Genomic DNA, 18,877 nt, shown 5'->3' on the forward strand with positions numbered 1-18,877 from the left:
GACCTTCACCGGAGCACTCGCGCTGACGCCATCTGGTCCGCACGGGTGATCGTGACCAGGACCTCCTCCAGGAAGCCGGCGACGACGTGCGCATCGCTGAGGGTCAGACGGGCGTCGACGGCGCGGAGGGTGGTGGTGAGCGGGTCGAGATCGTCAGCGTTCACGGTGTCGCCGACCACGCGGGTGATCTTCTTGCGGCGATCATCACCGTTCTCGGCGACCACCACGAGGCCGCGAGCCAGCAGCCGGTCGACAAGCGCGGTGCCCGACGGTGCCGCGAGATGAAGGTCGGCGGCGATCATCGTCGCGGTCACCTCGGCTGTTGGACCGCGCTCCAGAAGGAACCGCATCGCGGCTCGGTCCGTCTCGCTCATCTCGGATGTCGGGCGTCGACGCCTCCGGATTCGCGCATCAGCGCGTCGCACGCTCTCCAGCAGCGCCCCGACGTCCGGACGCGGCGGCTCGGCAACGCCCGTGATGGCAACCGTGTCCCACATGTCATCCTCTTGTCCCCGACTCCATCGAGGTACCGGATCGGAACTTCGCCTGGTGCGTCGATCGTTCTTCACCGACCAGCTCGAAGCGGGAAGGTGAGAACGGACCCACCCCACCACACCGATGCGTCGAACTCGTAAGCCATTGACCTCCGCGGCGGCAGCGGGTAGTCGCACGCGGGTGCGCCAGAGATGAGCGACGTGACCCTCGGCGCTCGTCGACGCTCCGAGTGGCCGCGGTCAGGCTGCCGGTCTCGCATCGACGCTCCATCCGGACACGCGAGTTCGCGCCGATGTCGAAGCAAGGCGGGTACGATCACCACGAGGGCACCCGGACCCAGCGCCCGCACATTCCGATGCGAACGGCGGGAAGCGATGTCCACGACAGCCGGCGACGGACGACCACCTGATGCCTTCTCGCTCGCAGCTTCCGCACTCGCCGTCACGGGAGGCGATGATCTGTGCTCGCCCCTGCGAGCGGCAGTCGCGATGCCCGGTGCGGTCGTCTCCACGCTGGGCCCCCCGATGGGATCGCAGACGGTGTGCGCGAGCTCCAGGCTCGGCGCCAGGATCGACGAGATCCAGATCGACCTCGGGGAGGGTCCCTCGTGGGAGGCGCTTCGCACCCGGCGCCCTTTCGCGGCGGCCGATCTGCGCGTGGAAGGCGGAGCACGCTGGCCGGGAGCCTGGGCGGCGTTGCGGGAACTGGAGGTGGGATCGTTCTACGCCTTTCCCCTCTTCGTCGGGAGCGTCAGCATCGGGTCGATCGCGGTCTACTCGGCGGGCGCGCGCGATCTGTCCGACTCCGAGCTCGCGGGAATGAGTGGGCTGGCCGAGATCGTCTCGGTCGCGCTCCTGCGCCGGGCATTGGATCGTCTCGAAGGGGTCGGCGATGAGGGGCCAGGCGAGCCCTACTCGCGCCGCGAAGTCCACCAGGCGACGGGCATGATCGCGGCAAGGAACGGGATCGACGTGGACAGGGCCCTCATACTCCTCCGCGGCCACGCCTACGCGACGGGTCGCCCCGTGCGCGACGTCGCTGCGGACGTCATCGCCCGCATCCTCGACCTCGTCCTATGACAGGACGCCGCTTAGGATGGCGGCATGACGGCGCCGACCCGCGAGCTTCAGCTGCTGGGGACCTTCGTCACCCTTGCCGACTCCCTCGTCGACGACTTCGACGTCGTCGACCTCCTCCAGCGACTCGTTGACGAGTGCATCTCGCTCTTCGACGCCGCCGCGGCCGGCATCCTCCTTCTCAATCCGGCGCATGAGCTCGAGGTGATCGTCTCGACGAGCGAGCGGAGTGAGCTCGTGGAGCTGATGCAGCTGAGAGTGGGCGCGGGCCCCTGCGTCGAGGCGGCGACGACCGGGAAGGTCGTCTCCGTCGACGACATCGATGCGATCTCCGACCGCTGGCCGGCTTTCGCGGCCGATGCCCGCGCCTCCGGATTCTCATCGATCCACGCGATTCCGTTGCGACTGCGCGACTCGACGCTCGGATCGCTGAACCTGTTGCGGGATGAACCCGGGGCGCTCAACGCGGCCGATGCTGCCGCGGCCCAGGCGCTGGCGGACATCGCCACGATCAGCATCCTGCAGCAGCGGCTGGTGGAGGAGTCCGAGCTCACGCAGGCACAGCTCCAGCGGGCGCTGGACACCCGGGTCGTGATCGAGCAGGCCAAGGGGTATCTCGCCCAACGACGCAACATCGACATGGACGAGGCGTTCGCGCGGATCCGGAGTCATGCCCGCTCGACGCAGGCGCGAATCGGCGTCATCGCCGCCGACATCATCGCCGGCCGATTGGTCCTCTGACCGCGCCGGCGCGCCGCCGCTTGCCGGATCCGGCTAGATGGCTTGACGCTGCTGGAGCAGCGGACACTCGAACGGATCGCGCTCGCCGAGCCCCACCCTGTTGATGTAGCGGACCACGATCGCGTAGGACTGCCAGAGACCCGTCTCCGTGTACGCCACGCCGTTCTCACGGCAGTAGGCCCGGATCATCGTCGACGCTTGGCGCAGATGCGGCCGGGGCATCGACGGGAAGAGGTGGTGCTCGATCTGGTAATTTAGCCCGCCCATGGCCATGTCCAGCAGCCGGCTGCCGCGGATGTTCCGGCTCATGAGCACTTGACGGCGGAGGAAATCCACCTTCACGTCGGCCGGGACGAGCGGCATCCCCTTGTGGTTCGGAGCGAAGGCCATGCCCATGTAGACGCCGAACAGGCCGAGCTGCACCCCGAGGAACGCGAACGCGATGCCCGGCGAGAGCACGAGGAACACGAGCGCCACGAATCCGACGATCCGTATCGAGAGGAACCCGATCTCGATCGGACGGCGATGCAGCGGCTCCCGGGAGAACACCCGCCGCACACTCGATGCGTGCAGGGAGAGTCCTTCGAGAAGCAGGATCGGGAAGAACAGCACCCCCTGGTGTGCGATCAACCAGCGCAGCGGCCCGCTGCGGCTGGCGCGCCGACGGTCCGCCTGCTCCGGTGTGAACGCGATGACGGGGAGCTCGATGTCGGGGTCGCTGCCGATCTTGTTGGGGTTGGCGTGATGCCGGGTGTGCTTGTGCTGCCACCAGCCGTAGCTCATCCCCACGAGGAGGTTTCCGATCACGAGGGTGGTCCAGTCGTTCCAGCGGCCCGAGCGGAAGATCTGCCGGTGCGCAGCATCGTGGCCGAGCATGGCGACCTGCGTGAGAACGATGGCCAACACGGCGGCCGTCACCAGCTGCCACCAGGTGTCGCCGATGAGGATGAAGGCGGTGAGCACGCCGGCAATGGCGATCGGGGCCGCGACGAGCTTCGCCCAGTAGTAGCCGTAACGACGCCGCATGAAGCCGCTTCGGGTCACCCTCTGCGAGAGTGCCGTGTAGAGATTCGGCGCCTTCGGCGGTGCGGACCGCACGGATGCTGCGATCGATCCGGAAGGAGAGACGGCCATCTCGTGCTCCTGTCATATGAAGCGCGCACAGATCGTGTCGCATCAATGACGAAGTCCGGGTCATCTGTTCTCAGAATATCCCCGTGACTCGGCGCTCCTCCGGCGTCACGGTAAACGCACAGGAAGGCGACATCGCGAACACGGGCGGGCGCAGATGAGAGTCGCTGGATCGGCGCGGCCGGACTGGATTTCTTGGGGAGCATCGACAAAGACGTTCCCGACACGAAAGGCGCGGCCAGGCGGATAATGTCCCCATGGACGCGTCATCGCTGACTGCGGCCCGATCGAGGGAGCTCGCCGACCTGCGCCGCCGCGCGTACGGCCCGAATGCCGACATCGACTCGGACCCGGCCGCGCAGCGCCGGCTTCACGAGCTCGAGGAGCTGGTTCGGCCTTCGATTTCCGAAGCGTCGTCGCCGCCCGATCGCCAGATTGACGGCGACCGGCGGCGCTCGAGCCCGGACGGCGCTGCCGCTGGCGAGCGCACCCGCACGCCGTCATCCGTCGCTCTCTATCCGCCTTCCGAGGCACCCGATGAGGATGCGGTCGAAGTGCCCCGGCCGGCCGTGACGGCACCGGCCCGGCGGTGGTGGCAGCGTGTGCCTCTCTGGGCTGTGACCGCGGTCGCGGGAATCGCCGTCGGGCTCGCCGCGGGGCTGGCGTGGCCCACCGACTCCGAGCCGCCACCGGACCTGACGCTCGACGTCGAGCCGGGCGGGGGCGAGCGGGGCGCGGGTTTCACCGAGAACCTCGATTACTGGGGTGTCGATCCCGGAAGCGTCGTGCCGCACGAGCAGTTCGACGTGATCCAGGTGTGGACCGCCCGTGCGGTCGACGAGTCGCGCTGCGTGCTGCTGTCGCACGACGGCGGGTTCCTCAGCGCGACATGCAGCGGCGGCGGTCTCGATCCCGTGCTCGATTTCACGGTGTACGACGGCATGTCGCTCGAGTTCGACGAACCGCTCCCGATCGGCACGGTGATCCGTTTCGTGGGGCGAAGCGGCCACGTCGACGTGTGGGTGAGCGCGCCGGGAGACCCTCAGGCGGGGGATGCCTCGGCCAGTATCTGGCCGGCCGCGTCGGCGCCCAACCGCGCGTAGTCCGGGTTGTCGTCGCTGTGAGCGAGCAGCACCACGGCGATCGACGCCGCCCAGGCATGCGCGCGGATCCAGGTGGAGCGGTCGTACCGGTCGCCGGCCGCCTCGATGAACGCAGATCTCCCGGCGGCGTCGAAGGCGAGCCAGGCGACCGCCAGGTCATAGGCCGGATCGCCGGCGGTCACGTCGCCGAAGTCGATGATCGCCACGAGACGCGCGCCATCGGCTACCAGGTTGCCCGGGTGCAGGTCGCCGTGCACCCAGACCGCTGGGGCATCCCACGGTCGCTCGGCGACGCCCCGCAGCCAGACGTCCGTGAGCGCGGATGCTGCGGCGGCGTCGAGCCGTCCTGAGGCAGTCAGTTCGTTCACCCGCTCCGCGAAAGCTGCGGCGCGGGTTGCGAGAGGTCTGCCGCGCACGGGGTTGATGGGGTGGTCGGCCGGTGCGATCACATGCAGGGCGGCGAGGGCGTCGGCGAGCGGTGTGGCCCACCCGGTGCGGTCACGGCGCGGCACATCGATTCCTCGAACGCCCTCGAACCACGGCGTGACCGACCATGCCCACGGGAACCCGTGTCCGGGAACGCCCAGCACGACCGGCGCAGGCACGCGCACGCCGGTCGCCTCGACGGCCGGTGCGAGGAGAGGAAGGCTGCGCTGCTCGTGCACGATCAGCGGGGCGGCGGCAGCCCGGCGAGGGAGGCGCACGGCCAGCTCGTCGCCGAGGCGCCAGATCTCGCAGTCCCATCCGTCGGCGACCCGGCGCAGGGGGAGCGCGGCCATCTCGGGTGGCGCCTGGGCGACCAGAAGGCGGCGCACGTGCGTCTCGTCGATCGCAACTTCTGCAGGGGGTTTGTCGGCCACCGTCCGACGATACCGGGACGCGCATGTCTTTTTTTGTGTTGATATGTGTTGTAGTCTGTGGGAATTCCAACGAAGGGTCGCAGATGTACGCAACGGAGCGTCAGGAGCAGATTGAACGACTGCTGCAGAACGACGGTCGTGTGAGCGTCGTAGAGCTGGCCGGCCTCTTCGACGTCACGACCGAGACGGTGCGCCGCGACCTCGACCAGCTCGAGGCCGCGGGCGCACTGCGCCGGGTGCACGGGGGCGCCGTCAGCAGCGATCGCGGCAGCACCACCGAGTCGCCCCTCTCGGTGCGTCAGCAGCGTCACGGCGTCGCGAAGGCCGCGATCGGCCGGCGGGCCGCCGCCGCGCTGGGCGAGCGGTTCCGTGGATCTGTGTTCTTCGACGCCGGCACGACCACGGCAGCCGTGGCGTCCCAGCTCGCCCCACGGCTCTCTTCGGACCAGATCGAGGTCGTCACCCACGCCATCAGCCTCGCCGACATCCTGAGCGCGGCGCCCGGCGCAGGACTGACCCTCGTGGGCGGGCGCGTCCGAGGTGTGACGGGCGCGGCCGTCGGCGCCGACACCGTCCGCTCGATCGAGGGCATGCGTCCCGACGTCGCCTTCGTCGGAGTCAACGGGGTGTCGGCGAGTTTCGGACTCAGCACGCCCGATCCCGAGGAAGCGGCGGTCAAGCGAGCGATCGTCCGCTCGGCTCGCCGTGTGATCGTGGTCGCCGATGCCGAGAAGCTCGGGTCCGAGCTTCTCGTCGGCTTCGCATCGCTGGCCGACATCGACGTCCTCGTGACCGACGCCCAGCCCGACGCCGAACTGGCCGCCGCCCTCGCCGACGCCGACGTGGAGGTGTGGCACGCATGATCGTCACCCTCACCGTGAACCCATCGCTCGATCGGACGATCGAGCTCGACCAGCCCCTTCGCCCCGGGGGAGTTCAGGGCGCGGTCTCCGCTCGAGAGGACGCCGGCGGAAAGGGCATCAACGTCGCCCGGGCCGTCTCCTCAGCCGGCGTCGACGTGGTCGCGGTCCTGCCGCTCGCCCCCGACGACCCGTTCGGCGCCGTACTGCGCCGATCATCGATCGTCGCACGCACCGTCGCGGTCGACGGTCACGTCCGTGCGAACGTCACCATCACCGACCCTTCCGGCGAGACGACGAAGCTCAACCTCCCGGGCGTCGCGTTGAGCGAAGCGGATGCCGCGGCCGTCGTCACGGCTGTGGTGAAGGCCTCGGAGGGCGCTCGCTGGCTCGTGCTGGCAGGCTCGCTCCCGCCGGGGGTCCGCGACGACTTCTACGTCGACGTCATCGCGGCGGTGCGCCGTGCACACGGCCCGAGCGCGCCGCAGATCGCGGTCGACACTTCCGGGCCGGCGCTGGCGACCGTCGTCGCGCGCGCGCGGCCCGACCTCATCAAGCCCAACGACGACGAGCTCGCCGAGCTCGTCGGCCGGCCTGCACTGCCCCCGGGCGACCTCGCGAGCACCGCGGGCGAACTCGGCCGCACGCTCGTCCCGTCGCGCGTCGCCGCTGCGCTCGTCACGCTGGGGTCCGCAGGGGCCGTACTCGTGACGCCCGAAGGCGCCTGGTCGGCCGCTCCGCCCGTCATCCGCGTGGCCAGCACCGTCGGTGCCGGCGACAGCTCGCTCGCCGGCTACGTCCTTGCGGACTCCCTCGGCGCCCCGGCGGATGAGCGATTGCGTCACGCGGTGCGCTATGGCGCGGCGGCTGCTTCCCTCCCCGGCACCCAAGCCCCGTCGCCCGCCGATCTGCCGGAGGGCGACGTGATCGTCACCCGCCTCTCGCCTGCCTGAATCCCGTCCTCACCGACCATTGGAGGTCACCGTGTCCGACACCATCACTCCGGACCTCGTCAGTCTCGACGTCGGCCTCGGCGCCGACAAGGAAGCTGTCATCCGCTCACTCGCCGCCCGTGTCGTGGCGCAGGGTCGCGCCACCGATGCCGAGGCGCTCTTCGCCGATGCGTGGGCGCGTGAGCAGAAGGATGAGACCGGCCTGCCCGGCGGCATCGCGATCCCTCATGCCAAGAGCGCGGCGGTCACAGAGCCGTCGCTCGCCTTCGCGCGGCTCGCACCGGGCGTCGACTTCGGCGCACCCGACGGCCCGGCCGACCTCGTCTTCCTGATCGCCGCGCCGGAAGGGGCGGCCGAGGCGCATCTCGCCGTGCTGTCGAAGCTCGCGCGCAGCCTCATGCAGGACGACTTCACGGCCGGTCTGCGCTCGGCCGCCAGCGACGACGAGGTCGTCGCCATCGTGCGCGCCGCGATCGGAGAGGGAGATGTCTCGGCCGCGCACGCCGCCCCCGCGGCTGCGCCGGCCACCGTCGCATCCCCTGCGGCCGCGCCTGACGACCTGACCGTCGACGGGCGCCCCGCGCGCATCGTCGCGGTGACCTCGTGCGCGACCGGCATCGCCCACACCTTCATGGCGGCCGATGCGCTGACGGCGGCGGGAAGCGCGGCGGGCATCGACCTCGCTGTCGAGCCGCAGGGCTCCAGCGGCTATCAGGCGCTGCCCCGAGAGGTGATCGACGGCGCCGACGCCGTGATCTTCGCCACCGACGTCGACGTACGCGAACTCCAGCGATTCGCCGGCAAGCCCGTCGTGCGCTCCGGCGTGAAGCGTGGCATCGAGCAGCCGCGGGAGTTGATCGCGGAGGCGGTCGCCGCAGCGAACGACCCGGGCGCGACGCGTGTGTCCGGCACCGCGAGCGAGGCGAACACGACCGCCTCGGCGGATTCGGTGTCATGGGGAGCGCGCATCCAGCGGATCCTCCTCACCGGTGTCAGCTACATGATCCCGTTCGTCGCCGGCGGTGGCCTGCTCATCGCACTCGGGTTCCTGTTCTTCGGCAGCGACTACAGCGCGCCGGGCAACGCCAACACCGTTGTCGTCGAGAACTCCCTGTGGGACCTGCCGGAAGGGGGGCTGGGCATCTACCTGGGCTCTGTGGCCTTCGCCATCGGCGCGGCCTCGATGGGCTTCCTGGTCTCGGCCCTCGCGGGATACATCGCGTTCGCGATCGCCGACCGGCCGGGCATCGCGCCCGGTTTCGTCGCGGGCGCCGTCGCGGTCCTCATGAACGCCGGCTTCATCGGCGGCATCGTCGGCGGACTCCTCGCCGGTGTGACGGCCTGGTGGATCGGCACATGGCGGGTGCCCCGGTGGCTGCGCGGGCTCATGCCGGTCGCGATCATCCCCCTGCTGGCGTCGATCGTGGCATCGGGACTGATGGTGCTGTTCCTCGGGCGGCCGATCGCGACGCTCATGGAGTGGCTGACCGTCTGGCTCAACGAGCTCGCGGGAACAGCGGGAATCGTCGTCGTCGGCGTGATCCTCGGACTGATGATGTGCTTCGACCTCGGTGGGCCCGTCAACAAGGTGGCCTACGCGTTCGCAGTCGCCGGTCTCGCCGCGGGGTCGCCCGAGAACCCCACGCCCTACCTGATCATGGCCGCGGTCATGGCGGCCGGCATGGTGCCGCCGCTCGCCATGGCGCTCGCCTCCACGGTGCTCGCACGAGACCTGTTCCCGCCGGTCGAACGCGAGAACGGCAAAGCCGCCTGGCTCCTCGGCGCCGCCTTCATCAGCGAGGGAGCCATCCCGTTCGCGGCCGCCGACCCGCTGCGCGTCATTCCGGCCTCGCTCGTCGGCGGTGCGGTGACGGGTGGGCTCAGCATGGCCCTGGCCGTCCAGTCGCTGGCGCCGCACGGCGGAGCGTTCGTGTTCTTCGCGATCAGCCCGTTCTGGGGCTTCCTGGTCGCCATCGCGGCAGGTACGGTCGTGACCGCGCTTGTGGTGATCGCCCTCAAGAAGTGGGTCGGCCGCAAGGAGCTCGAACAGGCAGAGGCTCCATTCGAGGCCGTCCCCGCGTGACCGACCGAACGACCATCCACCGAAGGAGACAGGAAATGGCAGAACGTCAGGCCACCATCGCGAGCAGCTCAGGACTGCACGCCCGACCCGCGAAGCTCTTCGTGCAGGCCGTGCAGGAGAAGGGCGTCCCCGTGACGATCGCGGTGGAGGGCGGCCCCGACCTCAACGCGGGCAGCATCCTCTCCCTCATGGGGCTCGGCGCGTCGCATGGTACCGTCGTGACACTCAAGGCCGAAGGGGACGGAGCGGAGCAGGCGCTCGACGAACTCGTCGAACTGCTCGAGACCGATCTCGACGCCGAGTAGCGCAACGGGCCGCCGAGCGGCCCGAGCGAGTCGAGACGACGGATGCCGCGGAAAGTGAAGCCGCGCGGCATCCGTCGTCCGCGTTCCGGTGACCTTCCTACAGGTCGGTGGAGTCGCCCGGTTCGAGGAGGAGGAACTCTCCGCCGTGCTGCTCGACCGCCCACCGCAGCCGCGCGCGATGCATGTCTCGGCCGAGCACGGAGAGCGTCATGTCGTGGGTGCCGAACGCCTGCCGCGGCGCCACCGCCAGCACGAAGTCCATCGCCTCGCCGATCTTGAGCCACGGGGCGCCGAGCGGCGCGGCCAGCAGGCGCACCTCCCGGCCCGATGGGACCGCGTAGGAGTCGCCCGGGTAGTAGAACTCGTCGTTGACCATCACGCCCACGTTGTCGATCACCGGAATGGACTCGTGGATCACCGCGTGCCGGCCGCCGAAGAACTCCAGGCGGAAGGGCCCGAGCTCCAGGGTGTCGCCGGGGTGGACCGCGGTGACGTCGTAGCCCGCGGCGGCCTGGACGACGCCCTCTGGGCCGTAGATCGGGGTGCCCGGGTACGCCTTGAGCAGCCGGTCGAGGTGGTCGGGGGTCCAGTGGTCGACGTGTTCGTGGGTGATCACGATCCCCACGAGATCCTCGAGGTCGGTGAGCGGCGTCGTGAACGAGCCGGGGTCGATCACCAGCGTCCGGCCGGCTTCGGTGAGGGTCAGGGTGGCGTGCTCGAACTTGGTCACTCGCATGCTCCGAGTCAACTCTGCAGGTCGGTCACGAGCAAGCGCGGCGCGGCCCCCGGCCTCGAATTCGACACACGCAAGCGCACCCGACCCGGCGGATTTGGAGAGGGCATGAACGCCATGGCATAATCGAACGGTTGCGAAAACGGCCCCATCGTATAGCGGCCTAGTACGCCGCCCTCTCACGGCGGTAACGCGGGTTCGAATCCCGCTGGGGTCACCAACAGGCAAGAAGCCCGGTCCATCGGACCGGGCTTCTTGCTTCGCTACCGGTCGCCGGCCGAGACCGTCGCGCACGCCCCCACGGGCACGGCGGCGATGACGATCCCGGCGGCCACGCCCCCGAGGCCGCCGACCGCCATGTCGCCGATCGTGTCGGCATACGCGACGAAGATGTCGTCGCTGATGAAGGCGTGGCCGAACCACTCGACCATCTCCCAGAGCGCGCTGATCGCGAGCGCCAGCAGCGGCACGACGAGGAGCGGGACGCGTCGCATCGCGCGGGCCTCGGGGTGCCACGGGACGACGCCCCACCGGCTCAGCAGCACGCAGAGCATCGCAGCCAGCACGCCGGTCGCGACGAAGTGCACCGCGAGATCCCACCACGCGATCGATGTGTAGAGATCGAGTACGTTGCTCCAGGCGGCCACAAGGATCGTGACGCCGTAGGTGATGTCGAACGCCGGTCGCACGCCGAGGAAGCGGGGGAGGAGAGTGGCAGGCAGCGCGAACGCCAGGATCCCGGCATCCGTCGGCGTCCACCAGATCGCACCGGCGAGCACACTGAGCACGGCGAGGATCCGCACGGCGTCGGCGCTGATCTCGGCGGAGCCGCGGGGCCAGCGCAGGAACGCCCGCCTCATGCGCGTTCCTCCGCCGTGATCCGCACGACCGTCTGCACGGGAAGGTGGTCCGATGGCCAGCCGCCGTCGATCCGACCCGCGTTGATGGCGCTGCGGTCGACGGCCACACCGGGCGACACGAGGATCCAGTCGATGCGCGCGCCCTTCAGCCGCGGCGTGCGGTATCGCGCGTAGGTCCCCCATTGCGGGGTCAGACGAGCGGATGCCGCGACCCACGCGTCCCGGAGGGCGTCGCCGTCCGCCGTCAGCGTCCGCACGGGGGGAGAGAAGACGCCGCTGTTGAGATCACCGGTGACGATCACGGGCGTCCCTGCGGCGGCGGCGCGGTCGCGGATGCGGGCCGCTGAACGCACTCTCGACCGGGGTGACAGCGGGTCGAGGTGCGTATTGAGCGCCGTGAAGGAGTGCGCCGTCGAGCGATCCGTGAAGACGGCGGAGACGAGGACCCGCGGGATCGGGTTGCCCCACGTGCGCGAGCCGGCGACGTCGGGGCGATCGGACAACGCCTGCTGCGACCAGCGCACGAGCTCCAGACGCTCGGCGTCGTAGACGATCGGGCATCCCTCACCCCGACCGGTGGCACTGCGGCCCTGGCCGACCAGCCGGAACGCCCGACCGAGCGCGTCCCGCACGAGCGACGCCTGGTCGGGGAGCGCCTCCTGCAGGCCGACGAGCGTCGGGCGCTCCGTGCCCATGAGCGTGCGCACGCGCGGCGCCCGGGCACTCCACCGATCCGCCGGCGGCGACGCGGCGGAACCCATCCGGCGGCGCACGTTGAACGTCATCACATGGAGTCCGGGCGGGTCCACCGGCCCGATCAGGGGGTCGTAGCGGCTCACGTGGTCTCCTCGTCGCGGAGGACCCACGCTAGTCCGACGGCGGTGCGGCTTCCGAGGAGGTTGACACGGGCCCGCGGTCTCGTCCGCTCGCCCGCCGGCCACGCACCGCTCGGACGATCAGCCATACGATCAGGCCGGCGACCGCCACGACGGCGAGCCACGGGATCAGGAAGCCGAGCGCGATCACGATCCCGTTGAGGGTTGCGACCAGTCCGTTCCATCCGGCGACCAGGCCGTCGGCGAAGCCCGCAGGATCCGCCTCGACCGGCTCGACGACGGGGGAGAGCGTCACGGTGAGCGATGACATGGCGACCTGGCCCTCGAGCATCTCGAGCTGCTGCTGGTATGACTCCAACAGCGCCTGCCGTTCGGACAGCGCCGCCTCGGCGGCGATCAGGTCGGCGACGTTCGTCGCCTCGGCCATCAGGTCGATGAGGCGGTCGACGGATGCCTGGGCCGCATCGATGCGCGCGCGCAGGTCGACGGTCTGCTCGGTGACGTCCTGTCGGTTGATGGACGACGCCGTGACCTCGCCGACATCGGACAGCTCCTCGATGACCGCCGGCAGTTCACCGGACGGGACGCGGATGCTGATCCAGGCGCCGTCGGGAGTGTACGGGTAGGGCATCGTGTCGTATGCGATTCCGGTCTCGGGGTCCACCGGGTACGACGCGCCGTTCGTGCCGATGCTCATCGACTCCACGTAGCCGTCGTGGGCGACGGCGGAGTTGCCGATGGCCCGCGCCGCGACGGTCACGTCGTCGACCGAGACCGCGGCGGAGGCGGTCGTGACGATCTCGCGATCGGCGGTGGCGTCGTCGCCCATCACTGCGGCGCCGGGCTCGCTGGACACATCACCGCCGCCAGCGGTGCTCTCCTCGCTCGCGCCGCCCGCGTCGCCGTCGGTCTGGACGGCGGCGTCGGGGGCGACTGCGTAGTCGGCCGATCCGCCGCCCGCGCCCCCGACGAGGGGGACGACGCTCGGGGCGATGATCGCGGCGACCGCCACGATCGCGGCTGCGGCGCCTCCGGCCAGCCAGATCCGGCCGCGACGCGCGCGGCGCGTCTGCGTCGACGACCGTTCGCGGGCGATGTCGGCGAACAGGGCGTCTTCGAGCTCGTCGATCCGCTCGTCGCTCAGTGCGGGAAGCGCCACCGGCGCCCCCGTGGGGTGCTGGGTGCTCATGTGCTCTCCTTCACAACGGTCCGGAGACGCGTCCGGATGCGGGAGAGACGATTGCGCACGACGCCGTGGGCGACGCCGAGTTCATCGGCGGCGGCCTGATAGGCGTATCCCTCGGCCGCGCACAGACGGAAGATGTCGCGGTCGAGGGGGCTGAGCCCGGCGACCTCCTGCAGGATGCGATCGGCGAGGTCCGCGCCGATCACCTGCTCCTCGACGTCGACCGTCGCGGGGAGGGTCTCGTCGGCGGCAGCCGCGGTGTGCTCTCGATCCCGCTTCTGCCGGCGGATGCGGTTGGCCGCCTGGAAGCGGCACACCGTCGCCAGCCAGGGCAGGGGCGATTCGCCGGCCAGTTCGAGGCCGGGCAGCTTGCGCCACGCGACGAGGAACGTCTCCTGGGTGACGTCCTCGGCATCGGCCGCGTTGCCCACCAGCCCGTAGGCGAGCCAGTACACGGGTCGCACGTAGGCGCGGTAGAGCGAGCGGAAGGCGTGCTCGCTGCCTCCCGCCGCCTGCGCCACGAGCGCAGCGTCATCCCGCTCGGTGTCCTGTCGCATTCCCATCCTTCGCCCCGACGGCGCCGCCGCCGGGGGAGGCGACGTCGCGGAGCACCATTGTCTCTCACGGTGTCAGTGTCGGCGGGAAGCCGATCGTCTCGCGCGCGGGCGGCGCGGCATCCCGAGCCTGTATCCTGATCGGGCGAGAGGGAGTATCCCGACAGCGCGCGTTCGTCATCACGGGTTCCGATCATGCAGCCCCGGACGCGTGCCACGACCGTCGATGTCGTGGGGAGAGACTCTCGGCCTTCCGCCGACCCCTCCGTATCTCCCTCGAAAGGCCTCAATGGACCTCGAACTCCCGCTGTGGTTCGAAATCGGATCGCTCGTGATCCTGTCGCTGATCCTCCTCGCCGACCTTCTGCTCATCCTCAAGCGGCCGCACATCCCTTCGACCCGCGAGTCGACGCTGTGGGTCGTGTTCTACGTGACCCTGGCGCTGATCTTCGCCGGGCTGATGTGGGTGTTCGCCGGTGCCGAGTACGCCGGGCAGTTCGTGGCCGGCTGGCTGACGGAGTACAGCCTCTCGATCGACAACCTGTTCGTCTTCGTGCTCATCATGAGCCAGTTCGCCGTGCCGCGCCGCTATCAGCAGGAGGTGCTGATGGTGGGAATCATCATCGCGCTCGTGCTCCGCGGCCTGTTCATCCTCGCCGGCGCCGCGATCATCGAGCAGTTCAGCTGGGTGTTCTACCTCTTCGGCGCGTTCCTCGTCTGGACGGCGTGGCGCCAGGCGTTCCCCGGCGGCGACCACGATGACGACGTCAAACAGGAGAACTTCATCGTGCGCCTGCTCCGACGCGCGATCGACATCAGCGACCACTACGACGGTCCGAAGATCCGCACCGTCGTCGACGGCAAGAAGATGTTCACGCCGATGATCATCGTGTTCGCGGCGATCGGCGTCACCGACCTGCTGTTCGCGATCGATTCGATCCCCGCGATCTTCGGCATCACCCAGAGCGCCTTCATCGTCTTCACCGCGAACATCTTCGCGCTGATGGGCCTGCGGCAGCTCTACTTCCTGCTGGGCGATCTGCTCGATCGCCTGCGCTACCTCCACTACGGCATCGCCTTCATCCTCGCGTTCATCGGGGTGAAGCTCGTGTTCCACGCGATGCATGTCAACGAGCTGCCGTTCATCAACAACGGCGAGCACATCGAGTGGGCGCCCGAGATCTCGACCTGGATGTCGCTCGGCGTCATCGTCGTGGCGATGGCCGTCGCGACGATCGCGAGCCTGGTCGCGTCGTCGCGCGAGAAGAAGGCGGCGACTCCGGATGCCGCGGCCGCCGCCGTCGCGGAGGAGAAGGGCACCCCGCCCGCCGTCGAGCAGCCGCACAGCGATCGGCACTGACACGAGCTCCGTGCCCGCGCACCGCGCACCCGTCACACGACGTCGAGCGCGGCGCGCCGGCGCCCGGGCGAGTGGTAGCCTGGGCCCCGTGCGGATCGCTCGCCTTCTCCTTAGCGGCCGCGACGAGTCCTCGTTCTAGGCCTCCCTCGTCGCGGAGTTCGCCGCGGGCCCCCTTAGCGGACGCAGTCCCTTCCGAGGAGAACAGAGCATGAGCATTCCCGACGCATCCGGCATCCCCGATCGTCCTCGCACCCTGGCCGAGAAGGTCTGGGACGACCACCTGGTCGTCAAGGGCGAGGACGGACAGCCCGACCTCATCTACATCGACCTGCACCTCGTGCACGAGGTCACCAGCCCGCAGGCGTTCGACGGCCTGCGCGCAGAGGGGCGGCCCGTGCGCCGTCTCGACCTGACGATCGCGACCGAGGACCACAACACCCCGACGCTCGACATCGACAAGCCGATCGCCGACCTGACCAGCCGCACGCAGATCGAGACGCTGCGCCGAAACGCCGACGAATTCGGCGTCCGGCTGCACTCGCTCGGCGACAAGGAGCAGGGCATCGTCCACGTCGTCGGGCCTCAGCTCGGCCTGACCATGCCCGGCATCACGGTCGTGTGCGGTGACAGTCACACCAGCACGCACGGCGCCTTCGGGGCCATGGCCTTCGGCATCGGCACGAGCGAGGTCGAGCACGTCATGGCGACCCAGACACTGCCGCTGAAGCCTTTCAAGACGATGGCGATCACCGTCGAGGGCGAGCTGAAGCCAGGCGTCACCGCGAAGGACATCATCCTGGCGATCATCGCCAAGATCGGCGCGAACGGCGGTCAGGGCTACGTGCTCGAGTTCCGCGGCAGCGCGATCCGCTCCCTCTCGATGGAGGGGCGCATGACGATGTGCAACATGTCGATCGAGGCCGGCGCGCGCGCCGGCATGATCGCACCCGACGAGACCACCTTCGAATACGTCAAGGGGCGCCCCCATGCCCCGCAGGGCGAGGACTGGGACGACGCCGTCGCGTACTGGCGCACTCTGCCCAGCGACGAGGGCGCCGTCTACGACGCCGAGGTGTACCTCGACGCGACCGAACTCGAGCCGTTCGTCACCTGGGGAACCAACCCGGGGCAGGGCGTCTCGCTCTCCGGGGCAGTGCCGTCGCCGTCGGACATCGCCGACTCGAACGAGCGCGCCGCCGCCGAGCGGGCGCTGGAGTACATGGACCTCGCGCCGGGCACACCGATGAAGGATGTCGCCGTCGACGCCGTCTTCATGGGGTCGTGCACCAACAGCCGCATCGAAGACCTCCGCGCGTTCGCCTCCGTCGTCCGCGGCCGCACCAAGGCCGAGGGCGTGCGTGTCATGGTGGTTCCTGGCTCGGCCCGCGTGCGGCTCGAGGCCGAAGCCGAGGGCCTCGACAAGGTGTTCACCGACTTCGGCGCGGAGTGGCGCTTCGCGGGCTGCTCGATGTGCCTCGGCATGAACCCCGACCAGCTGGCGCCGGGCGAGAGGTGCGCCTCGACGAGCAACCGGAACTTCGAAGGGCGCCAGGGCAAGGGCGGCCGCACGCACCTGGTGTCGCCGCTCGTCGCCGCCGCCACGGCGGTGCGGGGCACGCTGTCGAGCCCGAGCGACCTGGATCCCGTTCCGGCCGGGTCCGCCGTCGGATCGCCGGCGACGGCAGGAGCGGAGGCCTGACATGGAGAAGTTCACCACGCACACCGGTATCGCCGCTCCGCTGCGCCGATCGGCGGTCGACACCGACCAGATCATCCCCGCCGTCTACCTCAAGCGCGTCACCAAGACGGGCTTCGAGGACGCCCTGTTCGCCAGTTGGCGCCAGGACCCCGAGTTCGTGCTCAACCAGCCCGCGTACGACGGCGCGAGCGTGCTCGTCGCCGGACCCGACTTCGGCACCGGCTCCAGCCGCGAGCACGCCGTGTGGGCGCTGCGCGACTACGGATTCCGGGTGGTGCTGAGTCCTCGGTTCGCCGACATCTTCCGCGGCAACGCCGGCAAGCAGGGCCTCGTCGCCGGCGTCATCGACGAGGCGGACCTCGAGCGCGTCTGGAACGCCATCGAGGCCCAGCCCGGCATCTCGATGACGGTCGACCTCGAGGCCCGTCGCGCGTCGATCGGCGATCTCCAGATTGCTTTCGACATCGACGATTACACTAGGTGGCGGCTTCTCGAAGGGCTCGACGACATCGGGCTCACGCTGCGCAACGAAGACAGGATCGCGCAGTTCGAGGCTCGCCGCGAGGCATGGCGGCCGCGGACGCTCCCCGTTCCGTAAGCCAGGGCACGCGCCCCACCCGGGCGCGTGATCCGCTCCGCCCCCTCCAAGACACAAGTGAGGTCCACCGGATGAAGTCCGCTCTCAGCGTTACGCCCACCACCCCCGAAGGCGAGGAACCAGCCGGTGAGGTCCTCGCGATCCGCGGTGGGCGTCCGCTGACCGGACGCGTCGAGGTGAAGGGTGCGAAGAACCTCGTCACGAAGGCGATGGTGGCGGCGCTGCTGGGCGGCACGAACAGCGTGCTGCGCGACGTCCCCGACATCAGCGACGTCCAGGTCGTCCGCTCGCTGCTCGAGGTCCACGGCGTCCACGTCTGGGACGGCGAGGAGGAGGGCACGCTCCACTTCGACCCGAGCGGGGCCGTTTCGGCGCACTTCGAGGCGATCGACGCGCACGCCGGGGCATCCCGCATCCCGATCCTGTTCTGCGGCCCGCTCCTGCACCTGCTGGGCGAGGCGCTCATCCCCGACCTCGGCGGGTGCCGCATCGGCGACCGTCCGATCAACTTCCACATGGACGCGCTTCGCGCGTTCGGCGCGGTCGTCGACAAGAGCTACGAGGGCATCCGGATCACGGCGCCGGACGGCCTCCACGGGGCGGACATCGAGCTGCCGTACCCGAGCGTCGGTGCGACCGAGCAGGTCCTGCTCACGGCGGTGAAGGCCAAGGGCACGACCGAGCTGCGCAATGCGGCCATCGAGCCCGAGATCATGGACCTGATCGCGGTCCTGCAGAAGATGGGCGCGATCATCTCGTACGAGCCCAACCGCGTCATCCTCATCGAGGGTGTCGACGAGCTGCGCGGCTACGACCACCGGGCGATCTTCGATCGCAACGAGGCGGCGTCATGGGCATGCGCGGCCCTCGCAACCGACGGCGACATCTTCGTCGGCGGCGCCAAGCAGCAGGAGATGCTGACCTTCCTCAACGTGTTCCGCAAGGCCGGCGGCTGGTTCGACGTGCACGAGGACGGGATCCAGTTCCGGCGTGGCGGGGCTCTCAAGCCCGTGGTCGTCGAGACCGACGTGCACCCCGGATTCATGACCGACTGGCAGCAGCCGCTCATCGTCGCCCTCACGCAGGCGGAGGGCGTCTCGACGGTCCACGAGACCGTGTACGAGAACCGGCTCGGCTTCACGCAGGCCCTCGTGCAGATGGGCGCCGACATCGTCGTCCACCCGCACGGCATCGACGCCCCCCACCGCCGCGTGCCGCGCCGCGAGCTGGAGCAGGCCGCCGTCATCAGCGGACCGACCCCGCTGCACGGCGCCGACGTCGTCGTCCCCGACCTCCGCGGCGGCTACAGCTACGTCATCGCCGCCCTCGCGGCCGAGGGCGAGTCCGTCGTCCGCAACGTCGGGATCATCCGCCGCGGTTACGAGAAGTTCCTGACGAAGCTCGGAACCCTCGGCGCCGACTTCGACGTCATCGGATAGTCCCT

Annotated in this window: 19 protein-coding genes and 1 tRNA gene; 12 read left to right on the plus strand and 8 right to left on the minus strand. The window is 69.8% G+C overall.

Annotated elements, in window-relative coordinates:
- Positions 1-5 precede the first annotated feature (5 nt).
- Positions 6-374 carry a helix-turn-helix domain-containing protein gene (locus tag MK786_RS00735; RefSeq protein ID WP_241110352.1) on the minus strand — a complete coding sequence of 123 codons (369 nt, stop codon included), beginning with the start codon at positions 372-374 and terminating at the stop codon, positions 6-8.
- A gap of 495 nt (positions 375-869) precedes the next feature.
- Here MK786_RS00735 and MK786_RS00740 point away from each other — a divergent pair, with 495 nt between their 5' ends.
- A complete protein-coding gene (locus tag MK786_RS00740; protein ID WP_241110353.1) occupies positions 870-1,574 on the plus strand; it encodes a GAF and ANTAR domain-containing protein in 705 nt (234 codons plus the stop codon).
- A gap of 24 nt (positions 1,575-1,598) precedes the next feature.
- Entirely contained in the window at positions 1,599-2,312 is a 714-nt protein-coding gene (locus tag MK786_RS00745) for a GAF and ANTAR domain-containing protein (protein WP_241110354.1), read from the plus strand.
- Between the two features lie 33 nt (positions 2,313-2,345).
- Here MK786_RS00745 and MK786_RS00750 read toward each other — a convergent pair whose 3' ends face one another.
- Positions 2,346-3,446 (minus strand): acyl-CoA desaturase, encoded by a 1,101-nt coding sequence (locus tag MK786_RS00750; RefSeq protein WP_241110355.1) that lies wholly within the window; start codon positions 3,444-3,446, stop codon positions 2,346-2,348.
- Positions 3,447-3,700: 254 nt separating this feature from the next.
- On the opposite strand from MK786_RS00750, the gene MK786_RS00755 reads away from it, so the two are divergent.
- Positions 3,701-4,546, plus strand: coding sequence for a hypothetical protein (locus MK786_RS00755; RefSeq protein ID WP_241110356.1), 846 nt, complete (start codon positions 3,701-3,703; stop codon positions 4,544-4,546).
- Here MK786_RS00755 and MK786_RS00760 read toward each other — a convergent pair.
- On the minus strand, positions 4,486-5,406 hold the full coding sequence (locus tag MK786_RS00760) for an aminoglycoside phosphotransferase family protein (protein ID WP_241110357.1): 921 nt from the start codon (positions 5,404-5,406) through the stop codon (positions 4,486-4,488). The two genes, MK786_RS00755 and MK786_RS00760, sit on opposite strands and share 61 nt — an antisense overlap.
- Positions 5,407-5,489: 83 nt before the next feature.
- Here MK786_RS00760 and MK786_RS00765 point away from each other — a divergent pair, with 83 nt between their 5' ends.
- Genes MK786_RS00765 through MK786_RS00780 form a run of 4 tightly spaced genes read left to right on the plus strand, consistent with a single transcriptional unit; the run spans position 5,490 to position 9,607 of the window.
- The gene (locus tag MK786_RS00765) at positions 5,490-6,269 is read left to right on the plus strand and encodes a DeoR/GlpR family DNA-binding transcription regulator (RefSeq protein WP_241110358.1); all 780 of its coding nucleotides are present in this window, start codon (positions 5,490-5,492) and stop codon (positions 6,267-6,269) included.
- Complete coding sequence (gene pfkB / locus MK786_RS00770) at positions 6,266-7,219, plus strand: 1-phosphofructokinase (RefSeq protein WP_241110359.1); 954 nt, start codon at positions 6,266-6,268, stop codon at positions 7,217-7,219. Before MK786_RS00765 ends, pfkB begins: the two co-directional genes overlap by 4 nt.
- A gap of 31 nt (positions 7,220-7,250) precedes the next feature.
- Entirely contained in the window at positions 7,251-9,302 is a 2,052-nt protein-coding gene (locus tag MK786_RS00775; RefSeq protein WP_241110360.1) for a fructose-specific PTS transporter subunit EIIC, read from the plus strand.
- 35 nt (positions 9,303-9,337) lie between these two features.
- Positions 9,338-9,607, plus strand: coding sequence for an HPr family phosphocarrier protein (locus MK786_RS00780; protein WP_191766768.1), 270 nt, complete (start codon positions 9,338-9,340; stop codon positions 9,605-9,607).
- Positions 9,608-9,704: 97 nt separating this feature from the next.
- Here MK786_RS00780 and MK786_RS00785 read toward each other — a convergent pair whose 3' ends face one another.
- On the minus strand, positions 9,705-10,343 hold the full coding sequence (locus MK786_RS00785) for an MBL fold metallo-hydrolase (protein WP_241110361.1): 639 nt from the start codon (positions 10,341-10,343) through the stop codon (positions 9,705-9,707).
- Positions 10,344-10,484: 141 nt separating this feature from the next.
- Here MK786_RS00785 and MK786_RS00790 point away from each other — a divergent pair.
- A tRNA-Glu gene (locus MK786_RS00790) sits at positions 10,485-10,560 on the plus strand.
- 43 nt (positions 10,561-10,603) lie between these two features.
- Here the strand turns inward: MK786_RS00790 and MK786_RS00795 are convergent.
- Genes MK786_RS00795 through MK786_RS00810 form a run of 4 tightly spaced genes read right to left on the minus strand, consistent with a single transcriptional unit; the run spans position 10,604 to position 13,779 of the window.
- On the minus strand, positions 10,604-11,200 hold the full coding sequence (locus MK786_RS00795) for a hypothetical protein (protein ID WP_241110362.1): 597 nt from the start codon (positions 11,198-11,200) through the stop codon (positions 10,604-10,606).
- Entirely contained in the window at positions 11,197-12,039 is an 843-nt protein-coding gene (locus MK786_RS00800) for an endonuclease/exonuclease/phosphatase family protein (protein ID WP_241110363.1), read from the minus strand. The genes MK786_RS00795 and MK786_RS00800 overlap by 4 nt, the downstream gene beginning before the upstream one ends.
- A gap of 28 nt (positions 12,040-12,067) precedes the next feature.
- Positions 12,068-13,225: a DUF4349 domain-containing protein gene (locus tag MK786_RS00805; protein ID WP_241110364.1), complete on the minus strand. Its 1,158-nt coding sequence runs from the start codon at positions 13,223-13,225 to the stop codon at positions 12,068-12,070.
- Complete coding sequence (locus MK786_RS00810; protein ID WP_241110365.1) at positions 13,222-13,779, minus strand: RNA polymerase sigma factor; 558 nt, start codon at positions 13,777-13,779, stop codon at positions 13,222-13,224. Before MK786_RS00810 ends, MK786_RS00805 begins: the two co-directional genes overlap by 4 nt.
- A 286-nt stretch (positions 13,780-14,065) precedes the next feature.
- Here MK786_RS00810 and MK786_RS00815 point away from each other — a divergent pair, with 286 nt between their 5' ends.
- The 4 genes from MK786_RS00815 (at position 14,066) to murA (ending at position 18,872) form a co-directional block, all read left to right on the plus strand.
- Positions 14,066-15,136, plus strand: a complete 1,071-nt coding sequence (locus MK786_RS00815; RefSeq protein ID WP_241110366.1) for a TerC family protein — start codon at positions 14,066-14,068, stop codon at positions 15,134-15,136.
- A gap of 208 nt (positions 15,137-15,344) precedes the next feature.
- On the plus strand, positions 15,345-16,835 hold the full coding sequence (gene leuC / locus MK786_RS00820; RefSeq protein WP_241110367.1) for a 3-isopropylmalate dehydratase large subunit: 1,491 nt from the start codon (positions 15,345-15,347) through the stop codon (positions 16,833-16,835).
- Position 16,836: 1 nt separating this feature from the next.
- Positions 16,837-17,433 carry a 3-isopropylmalate dehydratase small subunit gene (gene leuD / locus MK786_RS00825; RefSeq protein WP_241110368.1) on the plus strand — a complete coding sequence of 199 codons (597 nt, stop codon included), beginning with the start codon at positions 16,837-16,839 and terminating at the stop codon, positions 17,431-17,433.
- A gap of 71 nt (positions 17,434-17,504) precedes the next feature.
- Positions 17,505-18,872, plus strand: a complete 1,368-nt coding sequence (murA, locus tag MK786_RS00830; RefSeq protein ID WP_241110369.1) for a UDP-N-acetylglucosamine 1-carboxyvinyltransferase — start codon at positions 17,505-17,507, stop codon at positions 18,870-18,872.
- The last annotated feature ends 5 nt before the right edge of the window (positions 18,873-18,877 follow it).

The sequence above is a fragment of the Microbacterium sp. CFH 31415 genome, from assembly GCF_022538185.1.
Classification (GTDB): Bacteria; Actinomycetota; Actinomycetes; order Actinomycetales; family Microbacteriaceae; genus Microbacterium.